Origin of the sequence: Anatilimnocola aggregata (assembly GCF_007747655.1) — a bacterium.
Classification (GTDB): domain Bacteria; phylum Planctomycetota; class Planctomycetia; order Pirellulales; family Pirellulaceae; genus Anatilimnocola; species Anatilimnocola aggregata.
Map to the genome: position 1 here is coordinate 7,453,735 of NZ_CP036274.1, position 16,345 is coordinate 7,470,079.

Annotated in this window: 13 protein-coding genes and 1 tRNA gene; 3 read left to right on the plus strand and 11 right to left on the minus strand. The window is 58.2% G+C overall.

What is annotated here, in order from left to right:
* Positions 1-66 precede the first annotated feature (66 nt).
* Together ETAA8_RS28275 and ETAA8_RS28280 are read left to right on the plus strand one after the other, a co-directional pair.
* Positions 67-1,002, plus strand: coding sequence for a DUF1559 domain-containing protein (locus ETAA8_RS28275; protein WP_145096767.1), 936 nt, complete (start codon positions 67-69; stop codon positions 1,000-1,002).
* A gap of 34 nt (positions 1,003-1,036) precedes the next feature.
* Positions 1,037-1,453: a carboxypeptidase-like regulatory domain-containing protein gene (locus tag ETAA8_RS28280; RefSeq protein WP_145096770.1), complete on the plus strand. Its 417-nt coding sequence runs from the start codon at positions 1,037-1,039 to the stop codon at positions 1,451-1,453.
* A gap of 35 nt (positions 1,454-1,488) precedes the next feature.
* On the opposite strand, the gene accC is transcribed toward ETAA8_RS28280, so the two are convergent.
* The 9 genes from accC to ETAA8_RS28325 all read right to left on the minus strand — a co-directional run bounded on the left by accC (position 1,489) and on the right by ETAA8_RS28325 (position 12,934).
* Positions 1,489-2,847 carry an acetyl-CoA carboxylase biotin carboxylase subunit gene (accC, locus tag ETAA8_RS28285; protein WP_145096773.1) on the minus strand — a complete coding sequence of 453 codons (1,359 nt, stop codon included), beginning with the start codon at positions 2,845-2,847 and terminating at the stop codon, positions 1,489-1,491.
* A 27-nt stretch (positions 2,848-2,874) separates the two neighbouring features.
* Positions 2,875-3,381, minus strand: coding sequence for an acetyl-CoA carboxylase biotin carboxyl carrier protein (gene accB / locus ETAA8_RS28290; protein WP_145096776.1), 507 nt, complete (start codon positions 3,379-3,381; stop codon positions 2,875-2,877).
* A 285-nt stretch (positions 3,382-3,666) separates the two neighbouring features.
* Complete coding sequence (locus ETAA8_RS28295; RefSeq protein ID WP_145096779.1) at positions 3,667-4,308, minus strand: hypothetical protein; 642 nt, start codon at positions 4,306-4,308, stop codon at positions 3,667-3,669.
* 471 nt (positions 4,309-4,779) lie between these two features.
* Positions 4,780-5,202 carry a hypothetical protein gene (locus ETAA8_RS28300; protein WP_145096782.1) on the minus strand — a complete coding sequence of 141 codons (423 nt, stop codon included), beginning with the start codon at positions 5,200-5,202 and terminating at the stop codon, positions 4,780-4,782.
* A gap of 85 nt (positions 5,203-5,287) precedes the next feature.
* Complete coding sequence (locus ETAA8_RS28305; RefSeq protein ID WP_145096785.1) at positions 5,288-6,322, minus strand: ROK family protein; 1,035 nt, start codon at positions 6,320-6,322, stop codon at positions 5,288-5,290.
* 42 nt (positions 6,323-6,364) lie between these two features.
* On the minus strand, positions 6,365-7,414 hold the full coding sequence (locus ETAA8_RS28310; protein WP_145096788.1) for an isoaspartyl peptidase/L-asparaginase family protein: 1,050 nt from the start codon (positions 7,412-7,414) through the stop codon (positions 6,365-6,367).
* A 41-nt stretch (positions 7,415-7,455) separates the two neighbouring features.
* Positions 7,456-11,127, minus strand: a complete 3,672-nt coding sequence (secD, locus tag ETAA8_RS28315; protein ID WP_145096792.1) for a protein translocase subunit SecD — start codon at positions 11,125-11,127, stop codon at positions 7,456-7,458.
* A gap of 105 nt (positions 11,128-11,232) precedes the next feature.
* Positions 11,233-11,646 (minus strand): preprotein translocase subunit YajC, encoded by a 414-nt coding sequence (gene yajC / locus ETAA8_RS28320; RefSeq protein WP_145096795.1) that lies wholly within the window; start codon positions 11,644-11,646, stop codon positions 11,233-11,235.
* Positions 11,647-11,878: 232 nt separating this feature from the next.
* A complete protein-coding gene (locus ETAA8_RS28325) occupies positions 11,879-12,934 on the minus strand; it encodes a lysylphosphatidylglycerol synthase transmembrane domain-containing protein (RefSeq protein ID WP_202921324.1) in 1,056 nt (351 codons plus the stop codon).
* 241 nt (positions 12,935-13,175) lie between these two features.
* On the opposite strand from ETAA8_RS28325, the gene ETAA8_RS28330 reads away from it, so the two are divergent.
* Positions 13,176-13,248: transfer RNA gene (locus ETAA8_RS28330), tRNA-Ala, on the plus strand.
* Between the two features lie 756 nt (positions 13,249-14,004).
* On the opposite strand, the gene istB is transcribed toward ETAA8_RS28330, so the two are convergent.
* Both istB and istA read right to left on the minus strand, forming a co-directional pair.
* Entirely contained in the window at positions 14,005-14,826 is an 822-nt protein-coding gene (gene istB / locus ETAA8_RS28335) for an IS21-like element helper ATPase IstB (protein WP_145086466.1), read from the minus strand.
* Entirely contained in the window at positions 14,823-16,337 is a 1,515-nt protein-coding gene (gene istA, locus ETAA8_RS28340) for an IS21 family transposase (RefSeq protein WP_145086469.1), read from the minus strand. The genes istB and istA overlap by 4 nt, the downstream gene beginning before the upstream one ends.
* Positions 16,338-16,345 lie beyond the last annotated feature (8 nt).

Here is a 16,345-nt window from a genome sequence, read left to right on the forward strand (position 1 = left end):
GCTCACGCTACATTGCCGACTACCTTTTACTGCCGAGGGAACGCTGCTGAAATTGGTTCGATCTCTATGAATGGTTCCTCTCCAAGGCGTGCCTTCACGCTGGTTGAGTTGCTGGTCGTGATTGCCATTATCGGCGTGCTCGTGGCCTTGTTGCTACCCGCCGTGCAAGCTGCCCGCGAAGCGGCGCGACGCTCCCAGTGCTCGAACAATTTGAAACAACTCGGGCTGGCGATTCATAACTATCACGACACGTTTCAATATCTTCCCATTAGCATCAGTCGTTGGTCGGAAGGGGCACGTCCGACCCCCGTGCGGAATGGCAAAGGTTGGATTGTCAGCATTTTGCCGCACGCCGAGCAGACGGCCCTCTACACCCGCTTCGAAAAATACTTCAACGGCGATTTTACAGGAGGGGCAGGTCTCAACGATCCAGCAGTCGAGTGTCGCGACGCGATGAAGACACCCGTCAAGTTCCTGCAATGTCCATCCGATCCCGATGCAGGTAAAGCTGCCTTGGGTCAGTGGCAGTGCGAGACGTTCTTGGTAACTCGCACCAACTACAAGGGAGTGATGGGTGATCACAAGATGGGAAATGCCAGCAGCGTGCATCCCAGTCCCACGCCCGATCGGCACAACACCAATCTGTGTAACGGCATCTTCTATCGCAACAACTATCAAGACGGAGTGCGGCTCGGTTCAATTACCGACGGCACCTCGAATACGTTCATGGTGGGCGAAGACGTCGTCTCGCAGAATTTTCATTCGGCCGCGTTCTATTCCAACGGCGACTACTGCAGTTGCCACGGCCCACCGAACTTCTTCGTCTATCCGCCGACCGTGGGCAGCTGGTGGAACGTCATGACCTTTCGCAGCAAGCATCCGGGAATTGTCCAATTCGTATTGGGCGATGGCTCGGTGCGCATCATTCAGCAGAACATCAACTACGACTTGTATCGCTACCTGGCCACCAAAGCAGAAGGGGAAACGGCGATTGTTCCTTAACCTCGATGTCTGCGTACAGAGTTGTATTCGTCCGATGTTCAATGATCGCCAGCTAAAACTCCCCACCTTGTTACTGGCCTGCGGACTATTGGCGCTGGTGGGCTGTCAGGGCCCTATTTCCACGGTCGAAGGACAGGTTACGCTTGACGGCCAGCCGTTATCGAGGGGCGACATCTCGTTCTACGCGCCAGGCGGAGCACTCGCCAACGGAGCAATCGATGTATCAGGGCGATACCGGATTCAGACAGGCACAGAACGTGGCCTGACTCCAGGGACGTACCGGGTGGTCGTCGTCGCCAACGACGTCATTCTTCCCACGGAACCCGGTGGCGCGCCAATGCCCAAATTGATTACCCCGGCCAAATATAGCGATCCTGCGACCAGCGGGTTCACAGCTGAAGTGAAGCCCGGGCACAACAAATTCGACTTTGAATTGAAGTCGTCGCCCTAAGTGGCGGGTCCGCTAAGCGTGCCAAAAATGCCGAGCTATTTGTGAACTTCGGGGGCGAGGAACGTCCGTTCGACGAAGCCGGTATCGACCAGTGCATCGGCAAAGGTGGCGTGACTAAGCACCTTCTTGTGGAACATTGCAGTCGTCGCTATGCCTTCGACTCGCAGTTCGTCAAGCGCGCGAATCATCGTGGCAATCGCTTCGGCCCGAGTGGGCTTATAGACGATCAGCTTGCCGATCATCGAGTCGTAATGAGGGGGCACGACATATCCGGCGTGAGCATGAGAATCGAACCGCACGCCCAGACCGCCGGGAACGAACATCTGCTTGATGAGCCCCGGATTGGGCTGGAAGTTGCGGTCGGGATTTTCGGCATTGATGCGGCACTCGATAGCACAGCCCGTCTGCTTGATGTCTTCCTGCTTGAATGGCAGTGGCTCGCCGGACGCTACCAGAATCTGCGTCTTGATAATGTCGATGCCAGTCACCATTTCGGTGACAGGGTGTTCGACTTGCACGCGCGCGTTGACTTCGATGAAGTAGAAGTTGTCTTGCTGGTCGACAATGAATTCGACGGTGCCGGCGTTGGTGTAGCCGACTTGCTTGATGAGTCGCACAGCCGCTTCGCACATCTCTTTCCGCCGCTCGGCAGGCAAGCGAGGAGCGGGCGATTCTTCGATCAGCTTTTGATGGCGACGCTGGGTCGAGCATTCGCGTTCGAAGAGGTGGCAAACATTGCCGTGATGATCGGCGATGATCTGCACTTCGACGTGGCGCGGCTTTTCGATGTATCGTTCGAGATAGACGCCACCATTGCCAAACGCAGCTGCGGCTTCGGTCTTGGCAGCTTGCAACGCGGGCTTGAGCGCCAGTTCGTTGGCGGCGACGCGCATTCCTTTGCCACCACCACCGGCAGTCGCCTTGATGAGGACGGGATAGCCAATTTCGCGGGCAGTGCGGACAGCTTCTTCGTCGTCTTCAATCAGGCCAGCTGAACCGGGAACGACAGGGACGTTGGCCTTGCGGGCTGCTTCGCGAGCGCGGTTCTTATCGCCGAGGGCATCCATCGCTTCCGGCGTAGGGCCAATAAAGTCGATCTTGCAGCTGCGGCAGACTTCGTTGAAGTGGGCGTTCTCGGCGAGAAAGCCGTAGCCAGGGTGAATGGCCTCGACGTTGCCGACTTCGGCGGCGCTGATGATCTGATCAATCTTTAGATACGACTGCGCGCTCTTGGCGGGGCCGATGCAGTAGCTTTCATCGGCCAGCTGTAGATACTGCGAACCGCGATCGGCAGTGCTATAGACGCACACCGTCTCAATGCCAAGCTCTTTGCAGGCCCGGATGATCCGCAAGGCAATTTCGCCGCGGTTAGCAATCAAAATTCGTTTGTACATATGCTCGATGGCCGGACGACCGGCGGCTTACTTGCTGGTATCGACCTTGAACAGCGGCTTGTCAAACTCGACCGCTTCGCCATCTTCCACCAGCACGGCGACAATCGTGCCCCGTACTTCGGCCGGGATTTCGTTGAAAACCTTCATGGCTTCAATAATGCAAACGGTCGTGTTGCTGTCGACCCGGTCGCCCACTTTAACAAAGGCATTCGCCTTAGGATTGGCCCGCGAATAAAACGTGCCGACCATCGGGCTCTTGATGACTGTGATGCCCGGACCATCGGCCACGGGTCCCTTGGGTGCGGCGGTCGCAGCAGCTGCGACGGGTGCCGGCGCTGGTGTGGCGGCTGCCATGATGGGAGCGGCGAACTGCTGCGGCGCGTATTGAACAGCGGCTCCGCGTTGAATGCGGATGCGATGCCGCGACTCGCGGAGGTCGATCTCGTTCAGGTCGTGCTCTTTCATGAGCTCGACCAAACGGCGAATCCGGTCCACATCGAACACATTGCCAGTAACCGCTTCCGAATCTGCCATGATATTTTTCCGAGGCTTCTTGACCGCGACCGCCTTGGTAGCGGGCCGCGCGGACGTCCCGGCTCGCTGGGAAGGCTTGCGGGCGTCGGCCATACCTATTTCCTATGAATCACTAGATGAGCAAACGATAAGCAATCATGCGGGCTGCGAACGGACGCAATCAGCCAGCAGCAGGTAGTGGGCAAAAGCTCAAGTTGCAGATTTGCGGAAGAACTGCTGAGCACCCGTTTTCGGAGGAGACTCTCGCGGCACAAACCGTTATCTGTCCTAGAGTTTGGGCGGATTCTAGCTTTGCTTGACGGGCCCGTCAAGCCGCGACTCCGTAGCCCGCCGAGTCCAGTATTTCTCGAACAGGTCCATCAGCAGAAAGACCCCGCCGGCGCAGGCTCCGGTCAGGTACCCGAGGAAGCCACCCAGCGGCACACTGATCAACAGCGAGCAGAACAAAGCCAGCATGGGAGCCCGGCGATCCACAAACATAGCCATCCCAACGACAAACAGCGGCAACAGCACTGCTCCGGCGACCACCGATACCTGCCGAGCAATGCCTCCCCAGCGCATTTGGACCAGGCAAATAATCATTGCTAGCAGCCCGAAAAACAGGTACAGCAACTCGTGGGCACTGACCGCGCGAAGCAAACCGAACAGCAAAGCTAACGCTGTTGTAATTCCTAAAATTGCCGACATTCCAAATCGGGTCGGCACATGAAACGACGGAGCCGCCGTGACTTGGGCCGAATAGTGCCGCCAGATCGAGACTGATTGGGTCCAGGGGAAGGTTAGCCACGACCAGAAGACCGGACCTCGCATCGCCCGCTCAGACCGAACCTGCTGTTGAAACTCTGCCTCCGTGGCAAAGCGATAGCCGGTGAGGCCGGCCGCTGGGTCGGCGGGCTGCTGCTTGGGATCTGGGTCAACGTTGGACATGGCCTCATTGTCACGCGCTCGCTCGTCACTTGCCAGGGAGTTCTCTCGGTGGCTTCGCAGTCCATGCTGGTGCAGCGTCCCTAGGCTTATCAACACCCCCCTTTTGCGGACAAACTTGCAACCCGTTTCGCGACAACGAATTGCACCAAATTTGGCAACCCTGAAATCATCCTATCTGTTGAAAAACCCCTGCCGGTGAACCCTTGTGGCTCTAGCCGTTGACGCCAGCATGATGTCGGGGGTACTGACACTCAATTTCGCCTACCTGTGGCTCGTCTCGCCGCACTCGATGAATTCCCTGCAATGCCGCGAAACAGTTCCAGGGTACAGCGCGAATCGCTTCCACCGCGCAGCCTCCTCCACCAAGTTGCCAATCCAGCCACTCCTATTATTTATACTTAGTGACTACTTGCCAAGCAACTGCCGATGATATTTGTCGTGCTGTGTTAGCAACTGGCAGCAAGCGAATTACTATTTCTGGCGGTTGCGCATGGTTGCCGTATACGACCGCTTGGTTCGTTGTGGGTTGGGAGTTGCATCCATGGCAACCGTCGCGGGGCGCTCGAACAGTTGACCCAAGCCCGGACCATGACCGCTGAGATTGGGGCCAGCCTTGACCCACACCCTCACGATTCCCTTACCGAAATGAGAGCCCGACCCACCGATTGTCAGTTGTCTCCCTTGCAGGTTTTCGTACCGCTGCACCGAGCCGTCGGAGTACTGCAACGCGACGTTCGACACATCGAGCAGCGAGGAAATTTCCACGGACGACTCGTGAAATTGCACAGCGATCGTCGGCCCGCTCATTCCTCTCAGTTGCGGGGGAATGGCCTGCGCTTGCGATAAGCCCAGAATTGTCGCTGCCACGACGAGCCCAACCACTCGCTGATTCATAAGGCACCCCAGAGAGAGAAAGACGCCATCCGCAGCAACTCATTCTGGCGAGTTCGCCGCGCTGCGACAACGAAATTCGGGCGAACTATTTTTCGCTATTCGCGGCCAATGCCAAAGCGCCGTGCACGACGGTCAACTCGCCCAACTCGGCAGGGAGCAAACGATAGGAACCGCGCAGCGCTGGAAAGACATAGCGCTCGATCTGCTCAGCCAGCGGTTCAAAGAAAAGTTGATCGCCGGCCAGCGAGACACCGCCACCGACAACGACGACCTCGGGCGCGACGAGCGTAATGGTTTGAGCAATCGCCCAGCCCAACACCTGCGTGGCATGCAAGTAAACATCGCGGGCGATATCGTTGCCGTCCTGCGCTGCTTGGGCAATGATCTTGGCCGTCAGTCGCTCGGGGTCTTGCTCGCAGCGCTGCAATAGGTCGGCGATATACTCGCGCTCGGTCTCAGCTACGAGCGCCATGCGCTGCAGAATCTGCTGACGATGGGCAGGTGTTACTCCTTCGCTCAGCACTTCCAAACGGCGCGAGACTTCGCCGCTGATGCGGGCCAAGGCAGTGGCCGCGATGCCCCAACCGCTGCAGTGAGACTCGACGGTCATTTCGGGTCGATCGTCGTGCAAGCCGGGGCGCAGGTGACCAATCTCGGCCACGGCTGGCCGGCCGCTGCCATGCACTTTCCCTTCGATCACGAGACCGCCGCCAACACCGGTTCCCACAGTGACATAGAGCAAGCTTCGGCTACCGCGCCCGGCACCCAACCTCGCCTCGGCCAGCGCTGCAACGTCGCAATCGTTCCCCATCACCGCCGGCAATTGGAACGACTCTTGGCACCAGCGGACGAGCGGGAAATCATCCCAGCCATCGACTTGATGACTCTTGGTCACGATGCCAGTGGCCGAATTCACAGGACCGCCGAAGCCGATCCCAATTCCTTGCAACTTGTACTTTTGCAACAGCGCGGTGCCGACCGCTTCAATATTCTCGAGAATGCCAGCTGAACCTCGCCGCGCATCGACATCGCGCCGCTCGATAGCCACCAGATGTGTGCCGCGGCCGTCGCTGACGCCCAACTGCAGTTTGGTACCACCAATTTCGATGCCCAAGAACATGAGGCTCGTCCAGAGACAGCGAGTGAGGAGGCCAGCGAGTAATTACCGTCCGAGTTTAATCTCGCGTTTGCCGCGCGAATCGCCCGCAGCGCGGGCCATGCCGTCGGTCGTGTAGTCCATCACAATTTCGCCGGACTTACTGACCGCGATCAAGCCGCCATCATCGGGCTTGAGGACCTGTTTGAGCAAATGGTCGACGGCTGCGGCCAGTGTATCGCCACGATAGGCAACCCGGGCAGAAATCTCGTGAGCCACATTGTGCCGGATGAACTCTTCGCCGGTGCCAGTGCAAGAGATGGCGCACGTGTTGTTATCGGCGTAGTTCCCGGCACCGATAATGGGCGAGTCGCCGATCCGTCCCCAGCGCTTATTCGTCAGCCCGCCGGTGCTTGTACCAGCGGCGAGATTGCCGTGAACGTCTAAGGCGACGCAGCCCACGGTTCCCATTTTCTTTTCGAGCGATTCTTTCCGCTCCGCTTCACGCGCTTTCGCGCGTGCTAGTTTCTCGCGTTGCAGATCTGTAGAGAACCATTCATTGGCAACTCGCTCGACTTGCGCTTCGTCGGCGAATTGCTCGGCGCCATCACCCATCAACAGCACATGGCGCGTCTTGGTCATGACCAGGCGAGCGAGCGAGATGGGATTGCGCACCGTGCGAACGGCAGCGACCGCGCCACACGCTTTGGTCTTGCCATCCATGATCGAGGCATCGAGTTCGTGCTTGCCAACGTGATTGAAGCACGCACCGCGGCCGGCGTTAAATTGCGGATCGTCCTCCAGGTGGCGGATGACCTGCTCGACGGCTTCGAGGCCGGTCCCATGCTTGGCGAGAATCGCCAGGCCGATATCGAGCGCCTGGCCGAGCGAAGCTTCCATCGCCTGCCGCTCGGCAGCGGTCATCTTATCGGGCTCCGTTCCCGCACCGCCATGCAGCGCGAGAGCGTAGACGCGGCCTGGCTTGGCGGCGGGTTCTTCGGCAAGCCCCAATCCCTGAGCATTCACAAGCGAACCTCCGATGATCGCGGCCAGCGAGCCCTGCAGCCAATGGCGGCGGGAACGATTCGGTTGACGATCGAACCCGCGCTTGCTCATGACGTTTTCTCGCTTGAATGCCTGCCGAAATGTAAACCGCGTTAAGCCGCTCCGCGCGTCGAATTGTTGGGAGTCGGCTTGGTGCTCCCCACCTGGTCTAACTTTTGGTCGAGACCAATCAGGTACACCAGCAGCGGTGAAGCAATGAACACGGTGCTATACGATCCCGAGATCACACCGACCACCAAGGCAAAGGCAAACGCGTGAATGCCAGAGCCACCCATGAAGAATAGAATCGTGATTACGATTAACGTCGTTCCTGCGGTGAGGAACGTGCGGCTAAGGGTTTGATTGACGGCCAGGTTAATCATGTCGCCATTAATGTTGGGGCTCTTGCCGCGAATCTCGCGCACGCGGTCGAAGATCACGATCGTATCGTTGACCGAATAACCGATGAGCGTCAAAAATGCGGCCACCACGGGGAGGCTGATCTTGAACTCTTCGATCATCAAGAAGCCGAGCGGACCTGCCAGCCAATAGCTAATGGCGATCGCACCCAGCATCACTAGAGCGTCGTGAGCCAGAGCGACGGCGGCTGCGATGCCCCAGCTGATCTTATGGAAGCGAATCCACATGTAGACAATCATGCCGACGATGCTGCCAATGATCGCCAACACCGCGCGCCATCGCGTATCTTCCGAGACTTGACCGCCGATCTTGCTCGACGTTTGCCAGACGGGCTGATCCTTCAGGTCAAGTTCCAGTTGCTTAAGAACCTTCTCGGCTTCCTCTTTGGGGAGCGAGAACGTCACGGTCCATTTGCTGAACGATTTGTTGTCGCGCGGTGACCAACCAGGGTTGGAAACTTCGACCACCGTTCGCTGATTGATGGCCTTTTCGGCAGCTGCCTGAATTCGATCGACCAGGGCATCGCCGCTGATGGTCGTATTCTTCAAATCAACAACTGCTTCGGTCAGCGCGATCCCCTCCGGAGCTGTGGGCTTGGTTGGCAGAACGATCGGTGGCAAGGCAGGAATCTGCTTGGTTGGATCGGCGTCCACCGCGGCTGGCGCTTCGGTCTTGGGAGTTTCTGTCTTCGGCGTCTCCGTTTTTGGCTCTTCAGCCTTCGGCGACTCTACCTTCGGTTCCGCAGCTTTATCAGCTGGCTTGTCATCAGTCTTTTCAACCGGCTTATCTTCGGCCTTGGGAGTTTCGTCTTTCTTTTCCTCTTCCGGCTGGCAGTCGGACGAGTCCTGCTTTTCTTCTTCCTTCTTTTCTTCGTCCTTCTTAGCTGGCTCTTCTCCCTTTTTGGCCGGCTCAGTCTTTTTCGGTTCTTCGGGCTTCGGTGCCTCTACCTTTGGTTCCTCAGCCTTGGGCTCTTCCTTCTTGGGTGTTGCTTCGTTAGCTGGTTCTGGCTTGGCCGGTTCTGGCTTAGTTGCTTCCTTGGCAGGTGGTGCTTCAACGCTGGGCTGGTCAGCTGCAGGAACCTTCTTCTCGGGCGTTTCCGGAATGTCCGGAGTGGCTGGCAACGGAGGCGCAGGAGCCTTTGGTGGTGGGGCAGCTTCGCCCGATTGGAGTTCCTTCACATCGTGATAGGAAACACCATAGGTTTGCAGCCCTTCGCGGCCATCGGGTGTGCGGAAGGCTTTGAGAATGATGTCTTGCAGCAGTTCGACATCTTCGAGCGAACTATCGACCTTCCAGACCATTTGGTCTTCGGCGGCAGCGCCTTCAACAGTCGTCTGGGCCACAAACTTTTGATAGGTGTTGTGATCGATCGAGCTCTTGGTTGCTGGATTGATCTCTTTACCGATCGCATCCTTAATCCGAGCGCGAATCTGATCGGCGGTCTCTTTCCCGTAAATGGTTGGATCGAGAATGAACTGAACGGATGTCCCACCCGCCAAGTCGATATCAAAGATGCCCGCTCCGCGGTACACGGTCGCCACCAGACCAGCAGCAATCAAGACGACGGACGCAATCGCGGCCGGCTTGAAGGACCCCATCCAGTCGATGTTGGCGTGAGTGAAGAACTTCAACATCGAGAGCGTATTCCAGCGGTAAGCTCGTTCGCCAATTTCGAGAATGGCTCGCGAGCAGAAAATCGCGGTGAACATGCTGGTGACGATACCCAGGATCAGGGTCATGCCGAAGCCGCGAACCTGGTCGGTACCGATTACATACAGAATGACCGCCGTGAGCAAGGTCGTCACGTTCGAGTCGATAATGGTGACCAAGGCTTTATCGAAGCCGTTGCGAATGGCCATGCGGAGCGCGGCCCCGCGTTCTAATTCTTCGCGAATGCGCTCGTAAATCAGCACGTTGGCATCGACCGACATACCGACGGTGAGCACCAATCCCGCCAGACCGGGGAGCGTGAACGGGGCCTTGAGGGCGAACATCAGGGCGACCGTCAACATCATGTTGAGGACCAGCGCAAAGCAGGCAATCACGCCGGCGGTGCGGTAGTAGAACATGACGAATACCAACACGATCGAGAGCGAAATAAGAATCGCCTGGCTTCCCTTGCGGACGGTATCGAGCCCGAGCGTGGCACCAATCCGGTCGTCGCTGATCGGATCGCGTTTGAGCACCACGGGCATACTTCCCGAACGAAGGAGTTCGACCTTTTCCTTCACTTCACGCTGTGTAAAGCGGCCGGTGATTTGACCGCTGTCGCTAATCACGCTTTGAATGTTGGGGGCCGAAACCAACTTGTTATCCCAAACAATCCCCAACTTGCGCGTGGTGTTGCCGACTGGCTTGTTTTCGTTGGTCAAGTGACGCATCTTCCAAGCGCCATCGGGCTTCATGTTAAAGCGAATGCACCAGCCGCCACCTTCGTCGATATCTTCGCTGGCGCGGGCCAGGTCGCTGCCGCGCACATCGTAATCGGGATCGAACGTCATCAGCACTTCCACATCGCGAATGCCGCGCTTGGCGAAAAAGCTGACCGGATCGCGCTGAAAGTCTTGTTGCGCCGTCGGGCCGCCGGCGTTGATATCGATCAATTGCCCTGTCTCGCCGTTACGAAGGCGAGTGCCGTAGAGTGCTTCGGGGGCTAGGAACGGGCGAGTTTCTTGATCGGAACCGGGCTGACGGTCAAGTCCCACCCAGACGCCCATAATGCGTTCGCCCGTGGGATCATCGGGATCGATCACGTTACGGGCCAGGCGATTCTTCGCGCCGACCGCATCTTCGGACTGAGCAGTGGCAGCTTCCCACAGCCGTTGATCGCGTGTGGCGCTATCGGCCAGAATCAAAAACCGGAGCACGCCGGCTGCAATGATCCTCTCCTTGATGACATCCACTTCGTCCTTTTCCACTTCGGGAACGACGATTTCGACCTGCTTAGGACCGAACGGGCGAATGACAATTTCTTTCAAGCCGTCGGGATTCAAGCGCCGCTTGAGCACCTGCATCAGGTCCGACATCTTCCAGTCGTCGCCGCGCCCTTGGGGATGATTTTCGGCAGTCGCCTCGACGTCCACCTCGTAAACGAGAATGGCACCACCTTGCAGATCGACCCCCAGTTTGTACTCCCAAAAGAGAATGACCGAGAGGGCAGCCAAAAAGCTGGCAGCAATCAGACCGACGCGCCAACCGTGGTCGGGCATGCGGATGAAGTTGCCGTACAGAATGCCCAACACGATTCCCACCACCGCCAGAATCAACGGCAGTACCGAATCGAGTTGCACGCCGAAGTAGGTGGGCAACGCGGGCAACAGCCGGTTTTCGGCAGCAAGCAGGAACTGGAAAAAGGGAGAGAGCATGTCAACACGTCCCAAAACGCGAACTGAGAAATAAACTCACCCGGCAGCAATTCACCGGCGAAACAAGGAAGCCCCTGGATGCACGCCATCCAAGGATGCGGACATCTAGGCCAGCTCTTTTTTGCCGTCGCTGGGCGCGTCAGGTTCGCCAACGCGAGCTACAGCGGAGCGGAGAATCTTCAGCCGGGTATTGTCATCCACACGAATGGTGATGGTGGCTGAGCCAGGCGATATGTTCACGACCGTGCCGCAGATGCCGCCGATCGTCACCACATGATCGTTTTTTTTCAGGCTGTTGAGCGTTTGCTCGGCCTCTTTACGTTTCTTTTGTTCGGGCCGCAGCAGCATGAAATACATCAGCAGCAGCATGGCCATAATAGGCAACGCGAATGTGCCGAAAATCGTATCGGTCAACCCACCGCCGCCTGCTGCAGGAGCAGCTCCGCCGGCAGGTGCAGCTGCAGCGCCTTGCGCCAGCAGCAGACCGGTCAAATAAATCACCCCTAACAATCCGCTCAAGACCCGCTCCTTGTTGGTACGGCGGCACAACACCTAAACAGGTAGGACCGCCGAAAGAACTGCCAACGGAAGCCCGTTGAATGGAAACGGGCCTCATGCGCATGCGCCGGCCCGTCCAGAGACTCCCGCGCCGTATCTTAAGGCCTTGCACAGTAACGAACAAGGGCAGCCAGCAGCGTTCAACTGGCCCTGGCAGAAGCCGCCAAAGCGATCCGTTTTGCCGCGCAAATGACTAGGCCTTGCCGGCCGCGACATCGGCCGCGACTTGCTCGGCCAGCAGTTGCTTCACTTCCTGACGGCCAGCCAGGTAATAGACGACACCAATCGTAGCGACCGACACTTGCAACAAGCGATAGATCACCGCAATCATCAGCCCCTGGCTCTCAGGCACACCAACCGGCGAGAAGGCGTAGTAAAGACCGTTGAGCGTCGCTTCGAAGGCCCCAATGGGTAAAGCACCAGCGACCATCGAGATGGGCACAAACACAAAGTGAGTCGCCAGCGATGGCTGAGGAAAGGGCTGCGGATGAGGCAGGATGCTAGCGTCTAGCAGGCCGCGCCCCGCGAAGTAGACCATGGCCACGTAAAAGCAGTGGACGGCAAAACTCATCGCCACCGCCACCATCAGCCGGCCCGACGATTGCCGGTAAGTCCGCATGGTAGCGACCAGTTTTTTAAAGACGCCCCCGACGCCCGGCCAACGTTCGAGGCCATCCCAGAACTTCAGGCCAGTCACGCCGGGAATCAACATGAAGACAAAGCCCACGGTGTTGGCGAGGGCCAGATACTGGGCAAATCTGCAAAGAAACAGCGTTCCCGCGTTATTCTTGTCGGCAAAAAACTCGGGCTGACTGCGCTCTAACAGCAAGGCGGCGACCCCCGCCATGACCAGCAGCGCATAGAGCCCGAGAATGCGATCGATAATCACCGAAGCAATTGCCTCGGTCTTGCGCGAGGGATTCCGATGGATTAAAAACCCAGCCTTCACGGCATCGGCACCGGCCAGCCCCAGCGGCAACAGATTGAACAGATAGCCCATGAACCCGGCCCGCAGCGATTCCCGGAGCGTGAATTGCAAACCCAGCGTGCGCAGGAGCAAATGCCAGCGAAGAATGGTGGTGAGCACCGCCGTTAGCACGGCACCAAGCGCCACCAGCAGCATGCCCCAGGCTTTGGGCCCTTCGACCAGTTCTGGCAATTTGGGGTCCAGCGAGGCGCGGTACCCCAAAAAGCCGAGCAGGGCCACGGAAATGCCGATTTTCGCAATGGTAGGGGCAAACTTGTTCAACTGCCGCAGCCTTTCCCGTCGATGTAATCGGGCGTGTTGCTACTCGAGATTCGCGGATGGGCCAGGTGAACCAACGGTCACCGTCGTCCGTCCTTGACATCATCGGGCAGCATCAGTAGTTTACGTTATTCGGCGACTACGTTAGCCGGCAGAAGGCCAAATCAACAAGAGCGATTGCTGCTTCCCCAAAGTGGCAGACGTCGATTTTCCTTCGCCGGAAGCAACATCACCGAACACGATCGGGGGATTAGCTCAGTTGGGAGAGCGTCTGCATGGCATGCAGAAGGTCATCGGTTCAAGTCCGTTATCCTCCACTCGCTATAAGCTCTTAGAAATAAGCAACTTACAGCAACTGCCCTTCGGGGCAAAAATCGTTCTGACACGCAAAATGCAGAGTTTTGTGCAGAGATAGCCGCCCGGCTGTCCCCTTTCGGCCTAGTCTTTAGCCGAGAGGGTATCTTTCCATGCGTGTTCCACTCCCGTTCTTCCGCAAGCAAACAGCGTCGTGGTATGTCCAGATAAAGGGTAAGCAAGTCCCACTTGGACCCGACCGCGAAGCGGCTTGGCAGAAGTACCACGATCTTATGGCGGGCCATCGTGAAATGGCTCCCTCGACTCCCGTGGTCGAAGTGCTAGACCAGTTCCTAGTTTGGGTCGGCAACAACCAGGCTCCCAAGACGCTCGAATACTACAAGCGTTACTTGGACAGCTTCGCCCGGCATATCGGAACTAGGGTCCGAGTCCAAGACTTGAAGGCGTACCACGTTACCCGGTGGGTAGATCAACAGTACAGCAGTCAATCGGATTCGTCTAAATTCGGGGCCTTCCGCAGCGTCCAGCGGGCATTCAATTGGGCGAAGCGGCAGGGGGTTATTCAGGCTTCACCGGTCGCAAACTTGGACAAGCCGACGCCCGGATGTAAACGACGGTCGAATAGTGCAGCGCGCGGCGGTTGAAAAGTGTGGCGCTGAGGTGGGGAAGGGTCTCAGTCTAAATCAGGGTGTTGGGGCATTCCAGTAAGAATCCTTCCTCCTCCGGAGGAGGAAGGATTGCGACGGTTGTAACGACGGCTAGGATTCTGCCGTTTCATCGGCGGGTGACAAGGATGAGGTCGCCGGTTTCGGGCGCGATCCTTTGCGGCGGCGCCGCGCGTCTTGCAAGCGATAACTTTCGCCGGTCGATTCGAGGATGTGGCAGCGGTGTGTCAGCCGATCGAGCACGGCGCCGGTCAGGCGCTCGCTGCCCAGGACTTCGGTCCATTGCTCGAACGGCAGATTGGTGGTCACGATCAACGATTGGCGTTCGTAAGCGCTACTGATGACCTCGAAGAGCAACTCCGCGCCCAGCTTACTGGCGGGGACGTAACCCAGCTCATCGAGGATCAGCAGATCGAACTTGGCTAGTGACGACTTCATCCGCAGCAGCGTCCGTTCTTCTCGGGCTTCCATAAGTTGCGTGATCAGTTCCGTCACGCGGCAGAAGCGGACCCGTTTACCCCGCTGACAGGCGGCAATGCCAAGCGCGATGGCCAGGTGCGTCTTCCCCGTGCCCGGATGCCCGAGAAAGATCACCGACTCGCGGCGTTCCACGAACTCGCACCGCAGTAGTTCTGCCACCAGCACGCGATTGAGCGAGGGCTGGGCGGCGAAGTCGAAATCACCAGGCGATTTCAGGTTGGGAAAGCGCGCTGACTTGAGCCGCCGCTCGCTGGCACGCTTCTCACGGTTGAGTAACTCCAGCTCACACAGTTGCAGCAGAAAGCCCAGATGATCGACGTTCTCCGTCGCACACCGCTGGGCCGTTTTCTCGCAGCCCTCCAGGAACGACGGCAACCGTAGGGCCTTCAAGTGATGCTTGAGCAGCACCGTGCTTTTGGTTTCGAGAGATTTCATAACACACCTCCCGTCGTCAGCGCGCAGGTCAGTTCACGGTAAGACAGGAGATTGGGAGGAGGGATCGAGTGCGACTGCAGATGCGGATGATTGTCCAGCCGAAACCACCGCGTCGGCTCTTCCAGTCCCTGCTGCACGAGCAGCCGAATCGCATCGACGGCCAGAACGTCGATCTCCAGTGCCCGCTCAATCGCCGCAGTTAATGCAGCCAGCGAGATAGTCTCCAGCAGCCGCAAGGTTTTGATGAACTCCCGGCGGCCGTGTGCGCCGCCATCTGCTTCCAGACGCCGCCGGAGGAGATCGAAACAGTCCGGCAAGCCCCAGTTTTCCAGGGGTTTCGCGAAGTCCAAGCCCCCTGGCTTCCGCTCCAAGAGTGCCAGGTAATGCAGCGGGTTGTAATGGACCTGCTCCTTCGACCAGTCGCGTGGATGCTGGGCAACCAACTTGTCGTTAACGACCAGCCGAACTTCCTCCAGGCCGCCAATTGCGGTCACTTTCTGATGAGCATACTGCGTCGGCACCGAGTAATCGTTGCCGTCGAAGCGAACCAAGGAAAGAGAGTTGGCCTGGGCCGGTTCGACTCGCCGCGCTTCAAAGCCCGACTTCGGCAGCGGCAACAACGCAGCCTGCTCCTCTGCCAACAACGTGGCTTTGTTCGCCGGTTGTCCGCGTAACTGGCGTTCCAGATCTTCACAGCACTGCCGCTCGAGTTCGGCATTCAGCACTTCCAGGCTGCCGGTCCGTGGTACCGGCACCAGGAAGTTCCGCCGCGCGAAACCGATGAGGTTCTCCGTATGCCCCTTCTCCATCGGCCGTCGCACCAGGCAGAAGTGATGCTCAAACAGATAATGACTCTGCAGCCGTAGGAACTCACGCGTCGGCGTGTCACCCCGTTTCCCCACGAACCGGGCCACAGCAATCCGGCTGTTGTCGTAGCTGATCCGGCGGGGCACGCCGCCGAAGAACTCAAAGGCCCGCTGATGGCCCGCTTGAAACGTCTCGGTGCATTCGCGAGGAAAGACCTGCACGAAGAACGCGTCGCTGTACGGCAACGACATGACGCAGTACGCGACTTTCGTCGGCATGCCTTGCAGCACCACCTCCGCTTCGCCGAAGTCGAACTGGGCTTCGCCCGGTTGATGCGACAAGGGTAAGAACACCTCCGCCGTGGTCGTTCGCCACTCCCGCACGACCTCGCCGACCACCGTGATCCCGCCGGTGTAGCCATGCTCGGCACGCAGGCGGTCGAAGATCCGTTTAGTGGTGTGGCGCTGCTTGCGGGGCGCCGTTTTGTCCTGCTCCAGGATCTCGTGGATGATCGGCAGGAACGGATCGAGTTTGGGCCGCTCCCGGGGCAGACGTTGTCGATAACCGGGCGGCTCAGGGTGCTGCAGGATCTTTTCGAGGGTCTGCCAGTGAAGGGAAAATTCCCTGCAAACCGCTCGTTTGGATTTCTTCTCGGTCAGGACAAGACGACGGATTTCGGTCCAGTTATGCATATCTCGCAGCATGGGCTACG

Bases quoted from the DNA above. Each gene is read 5' to 3' on its own strand.
- ETAA8_RS28275 (WP_145096767.1), top strand. From the start codon at position 67: ATGAATGGTTCCTCTCCAAGGCGTGCCTTCACGCTGGTTGAGTTGCTG.
- ETAA8_RS28280 (WP_145096770.1), top strand. From the start codon at position 1,037: ATGTTCAATGATCGCCAGCTAAAACTCCCCACCTTGTTACTGGCCTGC.
- accC (WP_145096773.1), bottom strand. From the start codon at position 2,847: ATGTACAAACGAATTTTGATTGCTAACCGCGGCGAAATTGCCTTGCGG.
- accB (WP_145096776.1), bottom strand. From the start codon at position 3,381: ATGGCAGATTCGGAAGCGGTTACTGGCAATGTGTTCGATGTGGACCGG.
- ETAA8_RS28295 (WP_145096779.1), bottom strand. From the start codon at position 4,308: ATGTCCAACGTTGACCCAGATCCCAAGCAGCAGCCCGCCGACCCAGCG.
- ETAA8_RS28300 (WP_145096782.1), bottom strand. From the start codon at position 5,202: ATGAATCAGCGAGTGGTTGGGCTCGTCGTGGCAGCGACAATTCTGGGC.
- ETAA8_RS28305 (WP_145096785.1), bottom strand. From the start codon at position 6,322: ATGTTCTTGGGCATCGAAATTGGTGGTACCAAACTGCAGTTGGGCGTC.
- ETAA8_RS28310 (WP_145096788.1), bottom strand. From the start codon at position 7,414: ATGAGCAAGCGCGGGTTCGATCGTCAACCGAATCGTTCCCGCCGCCAT.
- secD (WP_145096792.1), bottom strand. From the start codon at position 11,127: ATGCTCTCTCCCTTTTTCCAGTTCCTGCTTGCTGCCGAAAACCGGCTG.
- istB (WP_145086466.1), bottom strand. From the start codon at position 14,826: ATGAAATCTCTCGAAACCAAAAGCACGGTGCTGCTCAAGCATCACTTG.
- istA (WP_145086469.1), bottom strand. From the start codon at position 16,337: ATGCTGCGAGATATGCATAACTGGACCGAAATCCGTCGTCTTGTCCTG.